General features: G+C 69.5%; 17 protein-coding genes. 4 read left to right on the top strand and 13 right to left on the bottom strand.

The features are described from left to right. Position 1: 1 nt before the first annotated feature. The 8 genes from ACFFQA_RS22520 to ACFFQA_RS22485 form a co-directional block, all read right to left on the bottom strand. On the bottom strand, positions 2 to 832 hold the full coding sequence (locus tag ACFFQA_RS22520; protein WP_377855483.1) for a carbohydrate ABC transporter permease: 831 nt from the start codon (positions 830 to 832) through the stop codon (positions 2 to 4). After that, positions 829 to 1,683, bottom strand: a complete 855-nt coding sequence (locus ACFFQA_RS22515) for a carbohydrate ABC transporter permease (RefSeq protein ID WP_377855481.1) — start codon at positions 1,681 to 1,683, stop codon at positions 829 to 831. The genes ACFFQA_RS22520 and ACFFQA_RS22515 overlap by 4 nt, the downstream gene beginning before the upstream one ends. Positions 1,684 to 1,914: 231 nt before the next feature. Beyond that, positions 1,915 to 3,261, bottom strand: a complete 1,347-nt coding sequence (locus ACFFQA_RS22510) for an extracellular solute-binding protein (RefSeq protein ID WP_377855478.1) — start codon at positions 3,259 to 3,261, stop codon at positions 1,915 to 1,917. A gap of 206 nt (positions 3,262 to 3,467) precedes the next feature. Next, complete coding sequence (locus tag ACFFQA_RS22505; protein ID WP_377855475.1) at positions 3,468 to 3,806, bottom strand: hypothetical protein; 339 nt, start codon at positions 3,804 to 3,806, stop codon at positions 3,468 to 3,470. 78 nt (positions 3,807 to 3,884) lie between these two features. Then, positions 3,885 to 4,643, bottom strand: a complete 759-nt coding sequence (locus ACFFQA_RS22500; protein WP_377855472.1) for an amino acid ABC transporter ATP-binding protein — start codon at positions 4,641 to 4,643, stop codon at positions 3,885 to 3,887. A gap of 1 nt (position 4,644) precedes the next feature. Next, complete coding sequence (locus ACFFQA_RS22495) at positions 4,645 to 5,469, bottom strand: amino acid ABC transporter permease (RefSeq protein ID WP_377855469.1); 825 nt, start codon at positions 5,467 to 5,469, stop codon at positions 4,645 to 4,647. Positions 5,470 to 5,530: 61 nt separating this feature from the next. Continuing rightward, a complete protein-coding gene (locus tag ACFFQA_RS22490) occupies positions 5,531 to 6,334 on the bottom strand; it encodes a transporter substrate-binding domain-containing protein (protein WP_377855466.1) in 804 nt (267 codons plus the stop codon). Positions 6,335 to 6,463: 129 nt separating this feature from the next. Further along, positions 6,464 to 7,882 carry a M20/M25/M40 family metallo-hydrolase gene (locus tag ACFFQA_RS22485; protein WP_377855463.1) on the bottom strand — a complete coding sequence of 473 codons (1,419 nt, stop codon included), beginning with the start codon at positions 7,880 to 7,882 and terminating at the stop codon, positions 6,464 to 6,466. Positions 7,883 to 8,198: 316 nt separating this feature from the next. Here ACFFQA_RS22485 and ACFFQA_RS22480 point away from each other — a divergent pair, with 316 nt between their 5' ends. Together ACFFQA_RS22480 and ACFFQA_RS22475 are read left to right on the top strand one after the other, a co-directional pair. Then, positions 8,199 to 9,821 carry a hypothetical protein gene (locus ACFFQA_RS22480; protein WP_377855461.1) on the top strand — a complete coding sequence of 541 codons (1,623 nt, stop codon included), beginning with the start codon at positions 8,199 to 8,201 and terminating at the stop codon, positions 9,819 to 9,821. Positions 9,822 to 9,867: 46 nt separating this feature from the next. Continuing rightward, complete coding sequence (locus ACFFQA_RS22475) at positions 9,868 to 10,560, top strand: ubiquinone/menaquinone biosynthesis methyltransferase (RefSeq protein WP_377855458.1); 693 nt, start codon at positions 9,868 to 9,870, stop codon at positions 10,558 to 10,560. A 339-nt stretch (positions 10,561 to 10,899) separates the two neighbouring features. On the opposite strand, the gene mctP is transcribed toward ACFFQA_RS22475, so the two are convergent. Both mctP and ACFFQA_RS22465 read right to left on the bottom strand, forming a co-directional pair. Continuing rightward, a complete protein-coding gene (gene mctP / locus ACFFQA_RS22470) occupies positions 10,900 to 12,558 on the bottom strand; it encodes a monocarboxylate uptake permease MctP (RefSeq protein WP_377855455.1) in 1,659 nt (552 codons plus the stop codon). Continuing rightward, positions 12,555 to 12,848, bottom strand: a complete 294-nt coding sequence (locus ACFFQA_RS22465; protein ID WP_377855452.1) for a DUF3311 domain-containing protein — start codon at positions 12,846 to 12,848, stop codon at positions 12,555 to 12,557. The genes mctP and ACFFQA_RS22465 overlap by 4 nt, the downstream gene beginning before the upstream one ends. 224 nt (positions 12,849 to 13,072) lie before the next feature. On the opposite strand from ACFFQA_RS22465, the gene ACFFQA_RS22460 reads away from it, so the two are divergent. Next, positions 13,073 to 13,945 (top strand): septum formation family protein, encoded by an 873-nt coding sequence (locus tag ACFFQA_RS22460; RefSeq protein WP_377855449.1) that lies wholly within the window; start codon positions 13,073 to 13,075, stop codon positions 13,943 to 13,945. On the opposite strand, the gene ACFFQA_RS22455 is transcribed toward ACFFQA_RS22460, so the two are convergent. Further along, positions 13,911 to 15,179, bottom strand: a complete 1,269-nt coding sequence (locus tag ACFFQA_RS22455) for a hypothetical protein (protein WP_377855448.1) — start codon at positions 15,177 to 15,179, stop codon at positions 13,911 to 13,913. The genes ACFFQA_RS22460 and ACFFQA_RS22455 overlap by 35 nt on opposite strands. A gap of 220 nt (positions 15,180 to 15,399) precedes the next feature. Here ACFFQA_RS22455 and ACFFQA_RS22450 point away from each other — a divergent pair, with 220 nt between their 5' ends. Next, positions 15,400 to 16,674: an SGNH/GDSL hydrolase family protein gene (locus tag ACFFQA_RS22450; RefSeq protein WP_377855961.1), complete on the top strand. Its 1,275-nt coding sequence runs from the start codon at positions 15,400 to 15,402 to the stop codon at positions 16,672 to 16,674. On the opposite strand, the gene ACFFQA_RS22445 is transcribed toward ACFFQA_RS22450, so the two are convergent. Together ACFFQA_RS22445 and ACFFQA_RS22440 are read right to left on the bottom strand one after the other, a co-directional pair. Beyond that, entirely contained in the window at positions 16,671 to 16,853 is a 183-nt protein-coding gene (locus ACFFQA_RS22445) for a hypothetical protein (protein WP_377855446.1), read from the bottom strand. The genes ACFFQA_RS22450 and ACFFQA_RS22445 overlap by 4 nt on opposite strands. A 169-nt stretch (positions 16,854 to 17,022) precedes the next feature. Next, the gene (locus ACFFQA_RS22440; RefSeq protein WP_377855959.1) at positions 17,023 to 18,615 is read right to left on the bottom strand and encodes a glycosyltransferase family 87 protein; all 1,593 of its coding nucleotides are present in this window, start codon (positions 18,613 to 18,615) and stop codon (positions 17,023 to 17,025) included. Positions 18,616 to 18,636 lie beyond the last annotated feature (21 nt).

Genomic DNA, 18,636 nt, shown 5'->3' with positions numbered 1-18,636 from the left:
ATCACTTCACCGCGCCCGCCAGCGTGAACGAGCCACCGAGCCGCCGCGAGACGATCAAGTACAAGCCCAGCACGGGCGCGGTGTAAAGCAACGAGTACGCGGCGAGCGGCCCGTAGGACTCCACCCCCGCCCTGCCGAAGAACGCGAAGACGCCGACGGCCGCCGGCTGCTTGTCGGGGTCGAGCAGCAGGGTGAACGGGACGAAGAAGTTGCCCCACGCGGCGATGAAGGTGAACACGCCGACAACCGACAGGCCGGGAACCATCAGCGGCAGCACCACCTGGCGCAGCGACTGCATGCCGGAAGCGCCGTCCATCCACGCCGCCTCCTCCAGGCTGAGCGGGACGCTGTCCATGAAGCCCTTGGTCATCCAGATCGCGTAGGGCAGCGACGTCGCGGCGAGGAACAGCATCGTGCCGATCATGCTGTCGACGAGTTCGAGCTGCACGAACATGCTGTAGACCGGCACCATCACGGCCGTCATCGGCAGTCCGGTCGCGAACAGCACGACGTAGAGGAACGGCCGCTTGAACCGCAGCTGGTAGCGCGAGAGCGGATACGCGGCGAGGGCGGCGAGGGTCACCGAGATCAGCGCGGCTCCCCCGGCGAGCACCAGACCATTGATCATGGGCAGCAGGCCGATCTCCCAGTCGAGCACCGCGAGGAGGTTGGCAGGCCCGGGCCGTTCGGGGATCTCGACGCGCAGCCCCGCCTTCTCGTCCACCGCTGCCGTCACCAGCCACAGCAGCGGCGCGGCGAAGACCAGTGCGATCACGCCGAGCACCAGGTGGACGAACGCGGTCGCGACGCGTCTTCGCGGAGTGGTGGTCATCGCAGCTCCTCCCGCAGCGAGCGCGCGTAGACGGCGGCGAACACCCCGCCGACGACGAGCAGCACCAACGCGGTGGCGGCGCCGTATCCGATCTCGCGGAACACGAAGGCCTGCTCGTACATCAGCAGCGGCAGAGTCTGGCTGGCCTCGCCGGGACCACCCGCGGTGAGCACGTAGATCAGCGCGAAGACCCCGAGCGTCTGCAACGTGACCAGCAGCAGGTTGGTCATGACCGTGCGACGGATCAGGGGCAGCGTGACGTGCCAGAACCGGCGCAGCGGTCCGGCTCCGTCCATCTGCGCGGCTTCGACGAGGTCGCCGGGCACGTCGGACATGGCCGCCTGGTAGGTCAACATCGAGAACGCGGTGCCACGCCACACGTTCGCCAGCACGACCGCGGCCATCGGCGCCGTGTAGAGCCAGTTCTGGCCGGGAAGCCCGAGCCACTCCAGCAGCGCGTTGAGACTGCCGTCGGCGTTGAGGAAGGCGTAAACGGCGAAGGCGGCGACCAGCTCCGGCAACACCCACGCCGCGACGACCACTCCGCCGACGACCGAGCGCAGCGGCCCGGACCGGCCCGCGAGCAGCACGGCGATCAGCATTCCCAGGCAGTTCTGGCCGATCACGGCGGAGCCGATGGTGAAGACCACGGTCAGCCACACCGCGTTCAGCAGTGCCGGGTCCTCGATCATCCGCTCGAAGTTGTCCAGGCCGGTGAACTGCGGGGCGCGCGCGGCGGCCCCGCTCAGCGCCGTGTTGGTGAAGGAGAGATAGATCGTCCAGAGCACCGGGCCGACCAGGAACAGCCCCAGCAGCACAGTCGCTGGCACCAACGGCAACAGCCGCTTCACGCGCACTCCCCCCTGGCACCCGGCGCCTTGTGCGCACGAATGGCGGTTTCGGGTCACCCCGAAAGCGCGATAAGTGCGCGAATGGCGAAGAGGCTCCCTGACGTGGGGAGATGTAGTGCATGTGGGTGCAGGTATTTGTGTGGAACAGGTATTACGAGCGAGCCTATGGACAGGCGGGACAACTCCGACACCGCCATAAGTACTTGAATGCCATAAACACGCTAATGGCCGTCATCCCGCCCTGGTGTTGGAGAGCCCGACGATGCGGGTGACCTTGGCCGCCCACGCGGTGGCCGTGTCCGCCGCGTCGGCGCCGTTGACCACCTGGTCCATCGCGATCTGCAGCTCCTGGGAGACCCTGGGGTAGATCGTCAGCGTCGGCCGGTAGTGGGTGATGTCGATCAGTCCGGTCCAGAAGGCGACCGTGGGGTTGCGCTCGACCAGGCGCGGGTCCCCCTTGGCGATGTCCCTGCGCACCGGCAGCTGACCAGCGCCGACCGCGAGCGCCAGCGCGCCCTCCCGGTCCAGCGCCGAGGTGATGAACCGGAACGCGTTCTCCTTCTGCTTGCTGCGCGCGCCGACCGCGAGCGTCCAGCCGCCGGAGAGGCTGACCCGGCCGGGGGCCTGGCCGAACTGCGTCGGCATGGCGGCGGGCGCCATCGTCCGCGACCACTCCGGCCACTCCGCCTTGCCGCCGGGGCTCCAGTGCGCCGGCAGCCAGCTGCCGTCGAGCCGGATGCCGACGCGGCCCTGCTTGGTGAGCTCCTCGATGCCGCGGTCACCGAAGCGCGGGTCGGCGACCTGGGCCGGGCTCGGACCGAGACCGGTGGCGAAGACGTTGTTGACGAAGCGCAGCGTCTCGGCCATGCCCTGGCTCGGCACGACCCACTTCTTCTGCGCCTCGTCGTAGAGCGTGGCGGTCCTGGTGCCGTAGAGCAGCATCTCCACGCTCTGCATCGCAACGGCCTCGCCGTTGGCGCGGCCGGCCGGCATGGCGAACGGGATGACCTCCGGCACCCGCTCCTTGATCGTGCGGGCCGCGGTGAGGATGTCCTCCCAGGTCCTGGGCTGCCAGTTCTCCGGGAGCCCCGCGCTCGCGAAGACCTGCCGGTTGAACCACAGCCCCCTGGTGTCGGTGGCCATCGGCACGCCGTAGGTCTTGCCGTCGATCGCGCGGGCGCTCTCCCTGGCGACCGGGATGATCTGGTGCCAGTCCGGCCACTTCGCCAGGTACTCGTCGAGCGGGGCCAGGTAGCCCGCGTCCACGTCCGCGTTGATGTTGAAGCTGTCCTCGTAGATCACGTCCGGCGCGGTCGCCGGGGAGCGCTGCATGAGCTGCACCTTGGACAGGTACTCGTTGTCCGGAGCCACCACCGGGATCAGCTCGACCTCGATCTCGGGGTGGGCGGCCTCCAGTGCCTCCTTGGTGCGCTTCATGTGCGCCTCGACCCGGACGTCCTCGCCGTAGCGCTGGTAGACGACCTTGAGTGAGTGCTCGTCAGAGCCGTTGCCGCAGGCCGTGACCGACAGCAGCAGCGCCGAGATCGCGAGCGCGGCCACCGCCCTGTGCAACGACATTCGCCCTCCTCGCATCAGTTGCGAGAGCTTGAGACGTGGATCACACCGACCTAAATCCAGCGTTCAGTGAAAGTCAACGGCCCACAGGTTGAGTTCCTGAAGCGGCCATGTGGCTTAGGAGACACGCCGGGATGCCGCCCGGCGCCAGCGCCACAAACCGTATCGGACCTCGTGCGCGAGCTGATCATCGACGGGTCGGCGGGTGATCAGTCCCCCATGAACCAGAGGTAGCTGCCGGGCGTCCTGGCACACGTCCGCAGCAACCCTTCGAGGTCACGAACGGCAGCTGTGGCCTCGGCGTCGGAGCACGAGCGGAGCAGGCCGGGAATCTCCAGGAGTGCGGCTTCGGCCTCCTGCTCGTTGAACAGCGTGTCGCCGAACGGGTCCACCCAGCCCAACTTGCCGGAGCCGTTCTCCTCAAGCCGGGACAGCACATCCGCCAGCGCGTAACCGTGCTCGTACGACCCGCGCACGAGCGTGGTCCTGGACTTCTTCCAGTTGCCGCGCGCCGGCCGGCTGGAGTGCAGCTCGATCTCAATCCCCATAGTTCCCCTTGGAAAGCCGCTCCTGAGCCCGTTTCGCACCCATCACGGTGAGTGCGAAACGGGCGCCGAGCGGGCGGGTCAGGTTCCCGACTGGTGCACCGGGTCGAGCACGCGGGCGAGGAACGACCGGGTGCGCTCCTCGCGCGGGGCGCCGATCACCTGCTCCGCGGGCCCCTCCTCCACCACGTAGCCGCCGTCCATGAACAGCACGCGGTCGGCGACCTCGCGGGCGAACTGCATCTCGTGCGTGACCACGAGCATGGTCATGCCGTCGTCGGCCAGGTCGCGCATCACGCCGAGCACGTCGCCGACGAGCTCCGGGTCCAGCGCGGAGGTGGGCTCGTCGAAGAGCATCACCTCCGGGTTCATCGACAGCGCGCGGGCGATGGCCACCCGCTGCTGCTGGCCGCCGGAGAGCTGGCCCGGCATGGAGTCTGCCTTCTCGCTGAGCCCGACCTTGGCCAGGTTCTCCCGCGCGACCTTCTCGGACTCGTCCTTGGAGCGGCCGAGGACCTTGCGCTGCGCGATGGTGAGGTTGTCCAGCACGCTCAGGTGCGCGAACAGGTTGAAGCCCTGGAACACCATGCCGACGCGGGTCCGCGCCTTGTCGATGTCGCAGTCCTCGTCGGTCAGCTCGACCCCGTTGACGACAACCTTGCCCCTGGTGGGCTCCTCAAGCAGGTTCACGCAGCGCAGCATCGTGGACTTGCCGGAGCCGGACGGCCCGATGATGCAGACGACCTCGCCGCGCTGGACGGTCAGGTCGATGCCCTTGAGCACTTCCAGCGGCCCGAAAGCCTTGCACAGACCGGTGATCTCGATGATCGGCTCGGTCATGTCAGCCGCCCACCCCTCGGGTCGTCGTTCCGCCGGAGCCGTACTTCTTCTCCAGACTGCGGGAGAGCAGCGACAGCGGGATCGTGATGATCAGATAGCAGAGGCCGACGACGAGCACCGGCGTGAGGCTCTTGAACTGGGTCAGCGCCTGGCGGCCGAACTGCGCCAGCTCCTGCTGGGCCAGGGTGCTGCCGAGCAGGTAGGCCAGCGAGGAGTCCTTGGTGAGCAGGATCAGCTCGTTGGTCAGCGGCGGCAGGATGATCCGGAACGCCTGCGGGATCACGATGGTGATCATCGCGCGGCCCTGCGACATGCCCAGCGAACGGGCCGCCTCGACCTGGCCCTTGGGCACGGCCTGGATGCCCGCGCGAATCGTCTCGGCCATGTAGGCGCCGCCGACGAGGCCGAGCGCCAGCATGATCGCGACCTCACGGCTGAGGAAGACGTTGGGGAAGGCCAGCGGGATGCCGGTGCCGATCGCGATGAACACCAGCAGCGCGGGCAGGCCGCGGAAGAACTCGATGTAGATGGTGGACAGCCACCGGTAGGGCGCGACCGAGGACAGCCGCATCAGCGCCAGCACCAGGCCCAGGCTCAGGCCGAACGCGAACCCGAGGACCGTGTAGACGAGGGTGTTCTTCAACGCAATGGTGATGACGTTGGGGAACTGGTCGGCGGCGACATCGAAGTCGAAGAACGCCCGCTTGATCTGCCCCCAGTCGGCGACGATCGCGATCACCACGACGATCACGGCCAACAGGGCGTACTGCGACATTCGGAAGATCTTGGCGCGCTGGCGCTTGCTCAGGCCGGACTTGCCTGACATCCGTACTCCTGGAAGTCGTCGGGGCCGGTGCCGCCTCCCGGCACCGGCCCCTCGGGGACGCTTACTTGCTGGTCGGCTTCTTGCCGAACCACTTCTCGTAGATCGCGTCGTACTCCCCGCTGGACTTGGCCTTCGCGATGATCTCGTCGATCTTGGCGCGCAGCTTGTCGTTGCCCTTGCGGACACCGATGCCGTAGTCCTCGTTGGTGTCGAACTCCTTGGTCACGTCGAGGTCGGAGTTCTTCTTGGCGTAGTCGAGCAGCACGCCGTTGTCGTTGATGCCCGCGTCGACCTGACCGCTCTTCACGGCCTCCAGCAGCAGGCCGAGGTCCTCGTAGACGACGACCTCGGCACCGAGGGGCTTGGCGTTCTTGTTGGCGTAGTCGAGGCCCGTCGTCGCCGACTGCGCTCCGAGCTTCTTGCCCTTCAGCTGGTCCAGGCTGTTGATGCCGGAGGACTTCTTGACCAGCAGCGCCTGGGTCGCCTTGAAGTACGGGGCGGAGAAGTCGAAGTTCTGCTTACGGGATTCCTTGATGGTCATTCCCGCCGCAGCGAGGTCGCACTTCTTGGCGTTGAGGTCCTCGCCGGACTCGATCGTCTCGAACGGGCCGTTGATGATCTCCTGCTTGACGCCAAGATCCTTCGCGACCAGGTCCACCAGGTCGACGTCGAACCCGACGACCTCGCCGGACTTCTCGAACTGGAACGGCTCGTACGGCAGGTGGGTGCAGGTCTTGAGCTTGCCCGCCGCGACGAGCGGAACGCCCTTGGCCTCACCGGCCTGCTCACCGGAGCCGCAGGCGGCCACAACGATCGCCAGTGCCGGAAGCAGCGCGAGAGCCTTGAGCCCTGTTCGTCTGGCCACGGTGTAACTCCTCGTGATGGAGATCGATCGAGATCTGGGAATCCTGCCATCCACATGGGGCAGGCGCACCGGTTCAGTGATTACGGCTGCATGACTATACGGACATTTGAACTACGCAACGTGTCCAAATCAGCGCTTTCCGTGACCATCGAGCAGATGCGCGATGGCCGCGGTCACCTTCGCCGCGAAGTCCAGCCGCAGCGACTCGTCCGGCACGTGCGCGTTGCTGTCCGGCCCGAGAGCGCCGGTGATCACGAACTGGGCCTGCGGGTAGGCCTCCTGGAGCAGGCCCATGAACGGGATGGAGCCGCCCATGCCCAGCGCGCCCCACGGCTGGCCGAAGACCTCCGAGCCCGCCCGGTCCAGCGCGGCGCTCAGCCACGGGGACAGCTCCGGGGCGTTCCAGCCGTCGGCGTGCTCCACCCGGCTGAGCTCGACCTGCGCGTCGTAGGGCACCTCGGTGGTCAGCACGCGGCGCACCGCGGCGAGGGCCACCTCGGAGTCCGCGGTCGGCGGCAGCCGGAAGCTCAGCATCAGCGAGGTGCTCGGGCGCAGCACGTTGCCCGCGTCCGCCGGGGTGGGCAGGCCGTCCGCGCCGATGACCGAAAGGGTCGGCCGCCAGGTGCGGTTGAGCTCCAGCTCCAGCTCGTCACCGGTCACCGCTCGCACGCCGGGGGTGAACGGGAAACTGCCGACGACCATGCCCGGCAGCGCGGAGACGGCGGCCGTCGCCTCCTTGACCCGCGTCTCCGGGATGTCCACGTGCAGCTCGGCGAGCTTGATCGCGCCGGTCGTGGCGTCCTCGATGCGGTCGAGCAGCTCGCGCAGCACGCGGAAGGAGCTGGGCACGACACCGCTGGCGATGCCGGAGTGCTGGCCGCTGTCGAGCACCTGGACCTTGACCTCAAGGGCGACCATGCCGCGCAGCGAGGTGGTCAGCCACAGCCGCTCGTAGTCGGCGCCGCCGGAGTCCAGGCACACCACCAGGGAGACCTCGCCGAGGCGGGGCCGCAGGTGTTCGAGGTAGGCGGGCAGGTCGGGGCTGCCGGACTCCTCACCGGTCTCCAGCAGCACGACGCAGCGGCCGTGCGCGCCACCGGCGGCCCGGACGGCGAGCACCGCGCCGAGCGCGGCGTAGCCGGAGTAGCAGTCGTCGGCGGAACCACGGCCGTAGAGCCTGCCGTCGCGGACGACCGGGGTCCACGGGCCGAGCCCCTCCGACCAGCCACCGACCGGCGGCTGCTTGTCCAGGTGCCCGTAGAGCAGTGCGGTGCCCGCGTCCTCCGCGCCCGGGGTCGCCGGGATGTCCACCAGCAGCACCGGGGTGCGGCCGTCGAGCTGGACCACGTCGATCCGCGCACCGGGCAGGTCGCGTTCGGCGGCCCAGGCGCGCACGTGCTCGATCGCGGCGTCGAGGTGCCCGTTGCGCTGCCAGTCCGCGTCGAAGGCGGGGGAGACGGCGGGGATGGACACCAGTTCGGAGAGGCTGGTCAGGATGGGACCGTCCCACAGGGTCTGGACGGTCGTCTTCAGGGCTGCATGGTCCACGTCCGCATCCTGTCACGTCGTGGCGCTTGCGCAGGGTGAAGCGCTCAAACGCTTGGCGCGCAAGAAAAACCGCCTCAACCGGGGCAGCTTGGTCCGTTCGGCGGCCACGAGTCGGCCGGTGTGGCTAGCGCCTGTCCCGCACGCCGTCCCGATGCCCCGAGACGGCGTCGCCCCCGCACCCCCTGCGCTGGCTGGCGTGGTCGGGCTTTTCGCGTTTTGTCACCTTGATGCGCAAAAGAGCGCTCCCATTTCGCATCAAGGCTACAAAACGCGAAAAGAGGGGGCACGTGGCCGGTGTGGCTACTCTCCTCGGACCGTGGGGGAGACCAGGACCCGAGCGGCCGTCGACGTCATCGGGCTGTGCGCGGTGGCGATGTTCTGTGTGAGCTGGTCCGGCAACGAACTGGTCCGGTGGACCACCGTCGCGCTCACGGCGGCCGGAGTCGTCCTGACGTGGTTCCACCGACGAGCGGCGGCACTGCCGTTCGTCGCCGCGCTGCTGGTGTCCGCCTACACGGTGTGGACCCCCAACATCTCCGCCAATCTGGCGGAACGGGTCCTCGGCATCGGGGTGCACGGACCGCTGCAACAGGCCGGGTGGCTCCTGCTGGTCCCCTTGGTCTGGTTCTCCGTCGGCAGCGTCACCGCACCCACCTGGCTCGTCGCCGTGACGCTCGTGGCCGCGCTCCTGGCCGGTTGGGGTTGGTCGGCGTTCCTGGAGGACAGCACGGACGGGAGCCACCTCAAACACACCACGGCCACGCGGAAGCCATCCGGTCCCGCAGACGGGAAGCCGCTCGAAGTCGCGTGGGCCCGCACGCTGCCGCCCGAGGTTTACAGCGGAGGCGTGGTCGTGCCGGGACGCGGCGTCGTGGTCGAGGTCCGCGACCGGTCCGGCAAGGGCGAGCAGGGCTTGTACGTCGGCGACGCCGCGACCGGGGAGACGTTGTGGCAGTACTCCGTTGACGAGCACCTCGTCATGCAGGTCATGATCGACTCCGATGCGGGCCTGGTGTTCGCGCAGTTCCGCCGCGCGGCACTGGTCTTCGACCTGATGACCGGCGATCTCCGGGACCGCCTCGACCTGTACGAGCTCCAGCCGGAGAGCACCTTCTCCTTCGTGCGCGCTCCCGGCGAGAACCAGCCGTCGATCCGGTTCGGCTCCGTCGCGTTGGTCAACGCCAGCCGCCCGGGGGTCGTCGACGACGCGGTGTACGCGGTGGACGCCCGCACGCTGAAGTGGCAGGAGGTGCTGCGCGGCGGGAACCCCGACTGCGCGGACTACTGGGTGCGCGGCGCCGGGGCGGAGAACTACTTCGTGCGCAACGCCTGTCCCGACGCCTCGGTCGAGGTGATCCGGCTGGACGGCCTCCGCGAGGCGAGCCGGACGAGGACGCCGGTCCGGCCGGACGACCGGCGGTGCAGGGCGGCGCCGTGCCGGCTGATCGACATCGTCGGCCACGACCACGGACTGCTGCTGCTCACCTCGGACTCCGGCGGGGAGAGCACACGCGGCCAGGAGAACCACGGGCTGGTGTGGCTCCGCGAGGACGGTTCGGTCGGCGCGCGGGTCGAGCTCGGAAACTACGGACGGCTGATTCCCTTGCGGGAGAAGGACAACAGCCGCTCCCGCGTGGTCGCCGCCGGGGAGGGCATCGGCACCAAGGCGTTGGACTTCGGCGGTGGCGCGCTGACGCAGACCGACGTCGCGTTCGACAGCGGGGCGGTGTCCCTGGGAACCGCGTCCGGTGTGGTCTACCAACGGATCGAGCAGAACATGGTGCGGGCGTTGGACGTCCGGAGCTTCACACCGCTCGGGGACGCCGCGCGGCCCGGTTGCCCGCCGAGGTACGTGACCGCGGCCGACGGGCGGGTGCTGATCACCTGCCAGGCTTCCGGCAACGGGGACTCCGCGCTGGTCGCATTGCACGGGCCCTGACCGAAACCACAGCTGTTCCCAGCGCGGACGGCGTTACCATCCGGTCATGGTGAGAGCGGACCTGAGCAAGGACACGGCCCAGGTCTCGGCGATGTTCGACCAGGTCGCCGCGGGCTACGACCGCACCCGGAACCGGTTGTGGTGGGGCCGGATGGACGCCTGGGGGCGGCGGATGGCCGCCGCGGCGCACGCCGGGCCCGGCACCCGGATCCTGGACGTCGCCGCGGGCACCGGGACCTCCAGCGCGATCATCGCCCGGCACGGCGGCGCCGTCATCGCCTCCGACTTCTCCCTCGGCATGCTCGACGTCGCGGGACGCAGGCACCCGGGCCTGAGCCGGGTTGCCGCCGACGCCATGGCGCTGCCGTTCGCGGCGGGCTCCTTCGACGCGACGACGATCTCGTTCGGGCTGCGCAACATCTCCGACCCGCAGGCGGCGCTGCGCGAGATGCGCCGGGTGACCCGGCCCGGCGGCCGCCTGGTCGTGTGCGAGTTCAGCATGCCTCCCGCCACCGTTCCCCGTGCCCTGTGGCGGGTGTACCTGCGCCGGATCGTTCCGATGATCGGAAAGCGCATCAGCAGCAACCCGGAGGCCTACGTCTACCTCGCCGAGTCGATCCAGGCCTGGCCCGCGCCGTCCGCGCTCGCCGGGCAGATCGCCGCGTCCGGCTGGAGCGACGTCGCCTGGCGCGGCCTCGACGGCGGTGTCGTCCACCTGCACACCGCCGTCGCGCGCTGAGCGAGGGCTCAGAACGGCCTGCTGACGGCCTTGCGAGCAGCGGACTCCAGCGATCCCACCGGCTGCGCCGTCACGTCGACGCCCGCCCCGCCCACCCCTCGTTTCGCGTTTTGGCACCTTAGCGCGAAATGGGAGCGCTCTCTTGCGCAAATAGGTGACAAAACGCGAAAACCTCGACCACGCCAGCCAGGCCGCGCGCACGCGGGCACACGTCGGGGCACGGGCGGCGACCGGTCGGAGGTGCTTCTCCGAAGCCTGCGATGTGCTGCTCTCGCGGCGGTGGTTCCAGCGCACCAAAAAGGGCACCCGTTCCCGGGTGCCCTTCCTGGTGGAGCGTGCCTAATGCGCGGCGACCGGCTTGAGCTTCGGGTCGCCCTCGTCGGCGTGGTAGTCCTCGGGGTTGGTCTCGTCGGTGCCGTTGGGCTTGCGCAGCTTCCTGGCGACCAGCGTGACCACGACGGCCACCACCAGGTTCACCACCAGCGCCACGAAACCGACGTAGATCTGCACCTTGGAGCCCTCGAACGGCGCCCAGCCGAACAGCGTCAGCTTGTCCAGCGTCAGCGCCGAACCACCGAAGTGCGCCTTGCCCGCCGCCGGGTTCGGGATCTGGTAGAGCAGCCAGAACCCGTAGGCCATGCCCGCGACCCAGCCGGAGATGAGGCCCCACACGTGGAACCAGCGGGTGTAGAGCGCGATCGCCACCGTCGGCAGCGTCTGCAGGATGATCACGCCGCCGATCAGCTGCAGGTCGATGGAGAACTGCGGGTCGACGAACACGATGAACAGCACCGCGCCGAACTTGACCACCAGCGAGGCGAGCTTGGCCTGCTTGGCCTCCTGCTGCGGGGTCGCGTCCTTGCGCATGTACTCCTTGTAGATGTTGCGGGTCCACAGGTTCGCGGCGGCGATGGACATGATCGCCGCCGGCACCAGCGCGCCGATGCCGATGGCGGCGAAGGCGACTCCCGCGAACCAGCCGGAGAACTGCTGGTCGAACAGCACCGGGACGATGGTGTTGGTGTCCGGCCTTCCGGTGGCCGCGTTGGTGATCGGCTTCGCCCCGGAGACCAGCGCGACGTAGCCGAGCAGCGCGAGCAGCCCCAGCAGCAGCGAGTACGCCGGCAGCGCGACCATGTTCTTCTTGATCACCTTGCGCCCCTTGGACGCCAGGATGCCGGTCAGCGAGTGCGGGTAGAGGAACAGCGCCAGCGCCGAGCCCAGCGCCAGCGTGGCGTACTGGAGCTGGTTGTTCGGCGTGAGCAGCGTCGAGCCCTTCGGCGCCCCGTTCGCGCCGGGCGCGGACAGCAGCTCGGCCGACTTGTCGAAGATCGTGGACCAGCCGCCGAGCTTGGCGGGCAGGTAGATCACCGCGACCAGGATGACGATGTAGATCAGCGTGTCCTTGACGAAGGCGATCAGCGCGGGCGCGCGCAGGCCCGCCTGGTAGGTGTAGACCGCCAGGATCAGGAAGCCGACGAACAGCGGAAGGTGGCCGAGGAAGCCGCTGCCGTTGAGGCCCATCGTGCGCAGCACGGCCTCAAGGCCCACCAGCTGCAACGCGATGTAGGGCATGGTCGCGACGATGCCGGTGATCGCGATCAGCAGCGCGAGCGGCCGGGAGCCGTAGCGGCCCTTCACGAAGTCGGCCGGCGTCACGTAGCCGTGCACCCGGGAGACCGACCACATCCGCAGCAGCGGCAGGAACACGATCGGGTAGAGGATCACGGTGTAGGGCAGCGCGAAGAAGCCCATCGCGCCGGCGCCGAAGATCAGCGCGGGCACCGCGACGAAGGTGTAGGCGGTGTAGAGGTCACCGCCGACCAGGAACCAGGTGATCCACGAGCCGAACTTGCGGCCGCCGAGGCCCCACTCGTCGAGGTGCTCCAGGGTGTCACCGGCCTTCCACCGGGACGCCACGAAGCCCATCACGCTGACCACGAGGAACAGCGCGGTGAACACGATCAGCTCGGTCCACTGCACGTTGTCCAGGCTCATCGCTTGTCCCCCTCGTCGAGGTCGTCGACCGAGAGGTGGTCGGGCTTGTCCGTGACAACGGGCTCGTCCTTGGTCTTGACGTAGACCAGGCCGACGCAGATCACGCCGATCGGCACGAAGGCGAACTGGGACCAGTAGAAGAACGGCAGCCCGAGCACCCTGGGCTCATCCAGGTTGATCATGGGCGTGAACAGCATGGCGAGCGGGATGATCAACAACAGGTTCCACGCGTTCCAGCGCAGCCCCGTCGGACTCGTCCCACCCGCGTTGGACGGTGGTCCAGACGCCATCGGGTTTCCCTCCGAACTCTCCGACCGCGCAGCTCAGCCGGTTCCCGACGGGTCACGGCGGTGTGGCGGTGTCGCGCGGATGTTAAGTCTCGACCGATCTCGGCGTCACCCAGAAGAACTCCGCCGCACGGACACGAATGACCGAATCGTGACCTGGCGCCCGTGGACGGGACTGCCGGGACGAATCCCGGTACCGTTCGCCGAGGGAGCGAACGGGGAGGGACATGCGCAGGCACAAGCGGGGTGGGACCACGCTGGTCGTGCTGTCCGCGCTCGCCCTGGTCACCGGCTGCACCACCCTGGTCCGGCCGGAGCCGCTGCCGGTCACACCGCTGCCCAGCTCGGTGCGCCCGCAGGCCGCCCCGGCCAGCCCTTCCGGCACGGCGCTGGCCGCGCAGTGCATCGACGGCAAGCGCTTCGTCGTCGTGGACTGCGCGCAGCCGCACGACCTGGAGGTCACCCAGCCGGACCGGTTCCCGGCGACCATGCCCAAGGAGTACCCGGACGAGGCCACGCTGCTGGCCGCGGCGCTGCCGCAGTGCCGGGCGCACGCGCTGTCCTACGTCGGCGACCAGCTCGACGCGAGCAGGCTCCAGGCGTGGCCGGTGTGGCCGACCCGTGAGGGCTGGGCCAAGGGCGAGCGGTGGCTGACCTGCGCCGCGGTCGAGCTCGGCCCGGACGACAAGCCGATGAGCCGGACCGGATCGGTGCGCGCCGCCATGGCGGGCACCAGCTACTACCGCTTCCAGGTCTGCACGGCGGGCTCGCCGTCGAGGGACAACCAGCTCAAGATCGCCCCGTGCGACCAGCCGCACCTCGGCGAGGCCGTGCCGTGGGTGCTCTCGCTCGGCAAGCCGAGCGACCCGCCCCCTTCCGCGGAGCAGATGAACGCGGCGGCCGAGCCGCACTGCAAGGCGATGTCCAACCAGTACCTCGCCGCCCCGAACGGGCGGAAGGACCTGACGCTGACCTGGCGGCTGCCGGAAACCAAGGACTGGCCGCTCGGCTACACCACCGCGGTCTGCTACCTGGAGTCGGCGAAGCCGCTGACCAAGACGCTGCTCAACATCGGCGAGAGTGCGCCGCTGCCCGGCTGACCACCCGGCGGCTGCGGTGCCAGAGGTTGAGCACGAGCAGCGCGATCCCGGCCAGGACGGCCAGCATCGCCACGGACATCCACGGCCCGAACCCTCCGCCCGGCGTCCCGGTGAACTCCGCCCGCGCGTCCGGTGGCTTGGCCACCGCGTGCACCGGGGCCTCCGAGGTCGTCGGCCGCGCCGTGGTCGGCGCGATGTCGATCTCGCAGTGCACGCGCAGCTGCGCTTCGGAGACCGTGCGGTCGTTGCCGTTCCTGACCTGCACGGTGTCGAGCATGCCGTCGGTCAGCGGCACGAGCACCCGTTCCGCCCCGCCCGGCGGGAGCAGGCCCGCGCGCATGACCTGCCCGTTGACCAGCACCCGATAGCGCGCGATCGCGGTGCCGGTGGCGTTGCCGACCTCGACGCTGGTCGCTGGTCCGGCGGCGCAGTCGACCTGCCCGATCCGCGCGGTCGGCATCGGCCTGGTCGTGGTCAGGTCCGAGCCCGCGACCTGGTACTTCCACGCCCCGCCGGTCAACGCCCCCGGCCGCAGCCGCACGAACGGCACGTACTTCGTCGTGGGCTCGCCGGGCAGCACGCCGGTGAAGGTGTACGGCAGCTGCCCCTGCGGCTCGTAGTCCTCGACCACCTGGCCCGCGACGTCCACCGCGTCGACCCGCGCGGTGTAGGTGTTGTCCTGCCGGAGCTGCACGGTGTAGCGCAGCGACGCCACGTCCTCGGCGGGCTCCTCGTGCCCGGGCGCGTCGAGCGGGTCGGCGCAGTGCACGCCCTCCTCGAACACGAACCTGCCGCCGCGGTTGAACTGGTTGTTGACGCAGAACATGCTGCTCGCGCCGTTGACGTAGCGGGTGAACAGCATCGGGTCGCCGTCGTGGTCCGGGGTGGCGAGCGGGGTCTTGTGGCTGACCGCCTCGCCGTCGAGCACCCGCAGGAACCCGACCGCGGTCGACTCGGGCGCGCCGTCGTAGAAGGTGGCCGCCCGGTCGGCGGAGATGGTCGTGGTGAACGTGGCGGCGGCGTCGGGCGCGCTCTGCGCCAGCTCGGCGGGGCTGACCGCGAGCGCGGGGTCGTAGCCGAAGTGCGCGGGCTGCGACCTCGGGTCGAACAGGGTCGCCGAGCCGGAGTGCGTGCCGTTGTAGCTCGGCACGGGCGCGGCGATGGCGGTGGGGGCGGCGAGGGAGAACGACGTCACGGCGACGAGCGCGGCGAGCAGCAGGTGGCGAATGCGCATCTGGCGGTCCTGGGGCGGCACAGTGGGGGACCTGCGGAAACTAACCCGGATGTGACGGCTTCACCTGCGGAGATCCGCTCTGGCACTCGACGGGGTTACCGATGTTGACCAGAAACGAGGTAGTCCACCCTCTGGTGGGAACGCCACCACAGGGGTCAGGGTGGTGGGGTTGCCGGCGCTCGCCGCCACCGACGCGCCGCCCGACCGGAAGGACGACCGCATGTTGATCAAGGGGCAACGGCTGACCGTCGCCGCGGCCACGGTCGCCGCACTCGTGCTGTGCACGACGGTGTCCTCGACCGCAGGCTCGACGGCGACGGCGGGGGAGGCGGGCGTCGACGCCGCCGCTCCGGTCCCCGCCGCGCTCGGTGGCTGGGTGGGCACCTGGCAGACCGCCCCCGCCGCGGGCGTGGACAACACGCCCAACGGCTACCCCAACCACTCGATCCGCAACATCGTGCACACCAGCATCGGTGGCGGCACCGCCCGCGTGCGGCTGTCCAACGCCTTCGGCAAGTCCCCGCTGCCGATCAGCGCGACGGTCGCGGTGGCGGAGAGCGGCACCGGCCCCAAGGCGGTCGCGGGCACCATGCGCGAGCTGACCTTCGGCGGCGCCAAGACGACCACGGTGCCCGCGGGCGCCGAGGTGGTCAGCGACCCGGTCCGGCTCGCTGTGCCCGCCGACGGGGACCTGCTGGTCACCACGTTCACCCCGACCCCGTCCGGACCGGTGACCTACCACCCGGCCGCGATGCAGACCTCGTTCTTCACCCGCGACGGCGACAAGGCCGCGGAGGAGTCGGGCACGTCGTTCACCGAGAAGACCAGCGTCTGGCACTACGTGGCGGGCGTCGACGTGCTCGCGCCGGAGGTGCGCGGCGCGGTGGTGGCCCTCGGCGACTCGATCACCGACGGCGTCGGCGGCACGGCGAGCACCAACCGCCGCTGGCCGGACCACCTCGCCGACCGGCTGCTCGCCCGGCCGCGCCCGAGGCAGCTGGGCGTGCTCAACTCCGGCATCAGCGCCAACCGCATCCTGCTCGACGGCGGCAACCCGAGCGCGGGCGTGAACGCGCTGGCCCGCCTGGACCGTGACGTGCTGACCAGCACCGGCGTCCGCACGATGATCCTGCTGGAGGGCATCAACGACATCCAGCAGACCCCGCACCAGACCGACCCCGAGCAGATCATCGCGGGCATGCGGCAGATCGTGCTCCAGGCGCACGCGCGCGGAATCCGGGTCATCGGCGGCACGATCACGCCGTTCAAGGGCTGGCGCACCTACGACGAGACCCTGGAAGCCACCCGCGTGAAGGTCAACGAGGCGATCCGCTCCGGCCGGATCTTCGACGGGGTGGTCGACTTCGACCGCGCCGTCCGCGACCCGCAGGACCCGCAGAAGATGCGCGCGGAGTTCGACTCCGGCGACAGGCTGCACCCCGGCGACGCGGGCTTCAAGGCCATGGCCGACGCGATCGACCTCGCCCTGCTCTAGTGCCGACCTGGCTCCCGCTGCCGGTCGTCCTGGCGGCAGCGGGAGCCGTGGCAGAAGGTGACGTCGCCGTTGATGGTGTGGGCCTGCACGACGTTGGCGGCGTCGCGGACCTCGTTTCGCGCCGGGCGTTCCCGCAGGCGCGCGAGCAGGAGACCGGCCAAGCCGAAGAAGAACCGCACCGAGAAGGTGACCGCGCCCGCGATCAGGGCGAACAGGCCGCCGGAGAGGAGGAGCCCTCCCGGGCTCTGGACAATTGCCGGATCACCGTGGGTCGTATGAGAAAAGGCTGATCAGCGCCAGTCCCATCGAGTCCAGGTGAACCACCTCGCCCTCGCTCTCCTCAGGAGCTTACTGGCGCGGCGTCACCCTTTCCAGCCCCTCGGCGGGCGGCTCCTCCACGTCCACCGGCGGCTTTTCCTTGCGCCGCAACACAAACCTGTCCTCGGCGCCGTCGAGCACACCGCCGGTGGGATCGTCCTGCCCCGCGTAGCGCACCTTGTCCCGGCCGGGGCGGTAGATGTCCCTGATCACCAGCACGCACAGCACCACGACCATGGCGTCGCGCACCAGTACCGTGCCCAGGAACCAGTCAGCGGGCAGGCCCTTGTTGGACTCGCCGAGGTAGAAGTACATGCGCGGCACCCACACCAGCGCGTCGACCGCCATCCACGCGAGCAGCAGCCGCCACCTCGGCAGCGCCAGCACCGCGAGCGGGACCAGCCACAGCGAGTACTGCGGGCTCCACACCTTGTTGGTCAACAGGAACGCCGCAACCACGAGGAACATCAGCTGCGCCACGCGTGGTCGGGTCGGTGCGGACAACGCGACCCAACCGACTCCCGCACAGCACAGGCCGAACAGCACGGCGGTCACCGCGTTGAGGATCGTCGGCGCCTGTCCGTGCGCCAGCGGACCGTCGAAACCCGCCCAGCCGGTGAAGTACATCAGCGCGTTGTAGATCGTGTCCGGGTCGACGCCGCGCTCGGAGTTGAGCCGGAAGAACTCCCACCACCCAGCGGGGTAGAGCAGCATGATCGGCAGGTTCACCGCGCTCCACGCGACGACGGTGGCACCCGTGGTGCGCAGCCACGCGCCCATCTTCCCGCCGCGCAGGCACAACACGAGCAGCGGTCCGAGCAGGAACAGCGGATAGAGCTTCGCGGCGGCGCCCAGGCCGATCAGCACTCCGGCCAGGATCGGTTTCTTCCGCGCCCACGCGAGCATCCCGACGGCGGCGAACGCCGTTGCCAGGGTGTCGAAGTTGGTGAAGGCGTGCACCACGACGAGCAGTGACAGCGCGGCGATCGCGGCGTCCCACGGCCTTCTGCCCGCCAGCTGCACGGTCGCCCAGATGGTGACCAGCCACGCCAACGCCAGCCACAAGGCGGTGAAGTCGAAGTACACGACGACGGGCATCGTGCTGGGGAGCCAGCCGTCGGCGGCGAGCGCGGTCCACCCGGCGGTGAGCTTGGCGTTGAACCACTGGAACAGCCCGGTCAGCACCGGGTACTCCATGTAGCGGACCTGTTCGTTGGGCTGGCCCTCGTTCTCCACCCACGAAGTGGCGTAAGGGAAAGCGCCCTTGTCTAGGCGTTCGGCCGTGTAGAGCGGAACCGTGTCGGAGTAGCACATCGCGACGTACTGCCTGGAGTCGCGCCAGTCCAGCTGGACGGTGCCGTTGTCGTCGACGTAGGTCTGCAGGCACGGCGACTTGGCGAACCAGCCGAGGACGAGGGTGACCGTGGCGAGCAGCAGCACCACCCGCAGCGGTGTCCAGAACCAGTGCCGCCCGAGCACCGCGTGTCTGCCGAGCGGACCACCGAAGGGCCTGCTCGCGTGGAACGCCAACGGCTCGCTCCAGGTCGGCACGATGCGGTCGGCCGGGGTCAGCGACGCGGAGTCGGCGACGGAGTTCTGCTGAGGCGACGCTTCCTCTGGCAGGTCCTGCGACGGCTGTGGATC

Origin of the sequence: Allokutzneria oryzae (genome assembly GCF_042429765.1) — a bacterium.
Classification (GTDB): domain Bacteria; phylum Actinomycetota; class Actinomycetes; order Mycobacteriales; family Pseudonocardiaceae; genus Allokutzneria; species Allokutzneria oryzae.
Note: the sequence above shows the minus strand (reverse complement) of the source record. Positions and strands in the feature narration are given on the sequence as shown.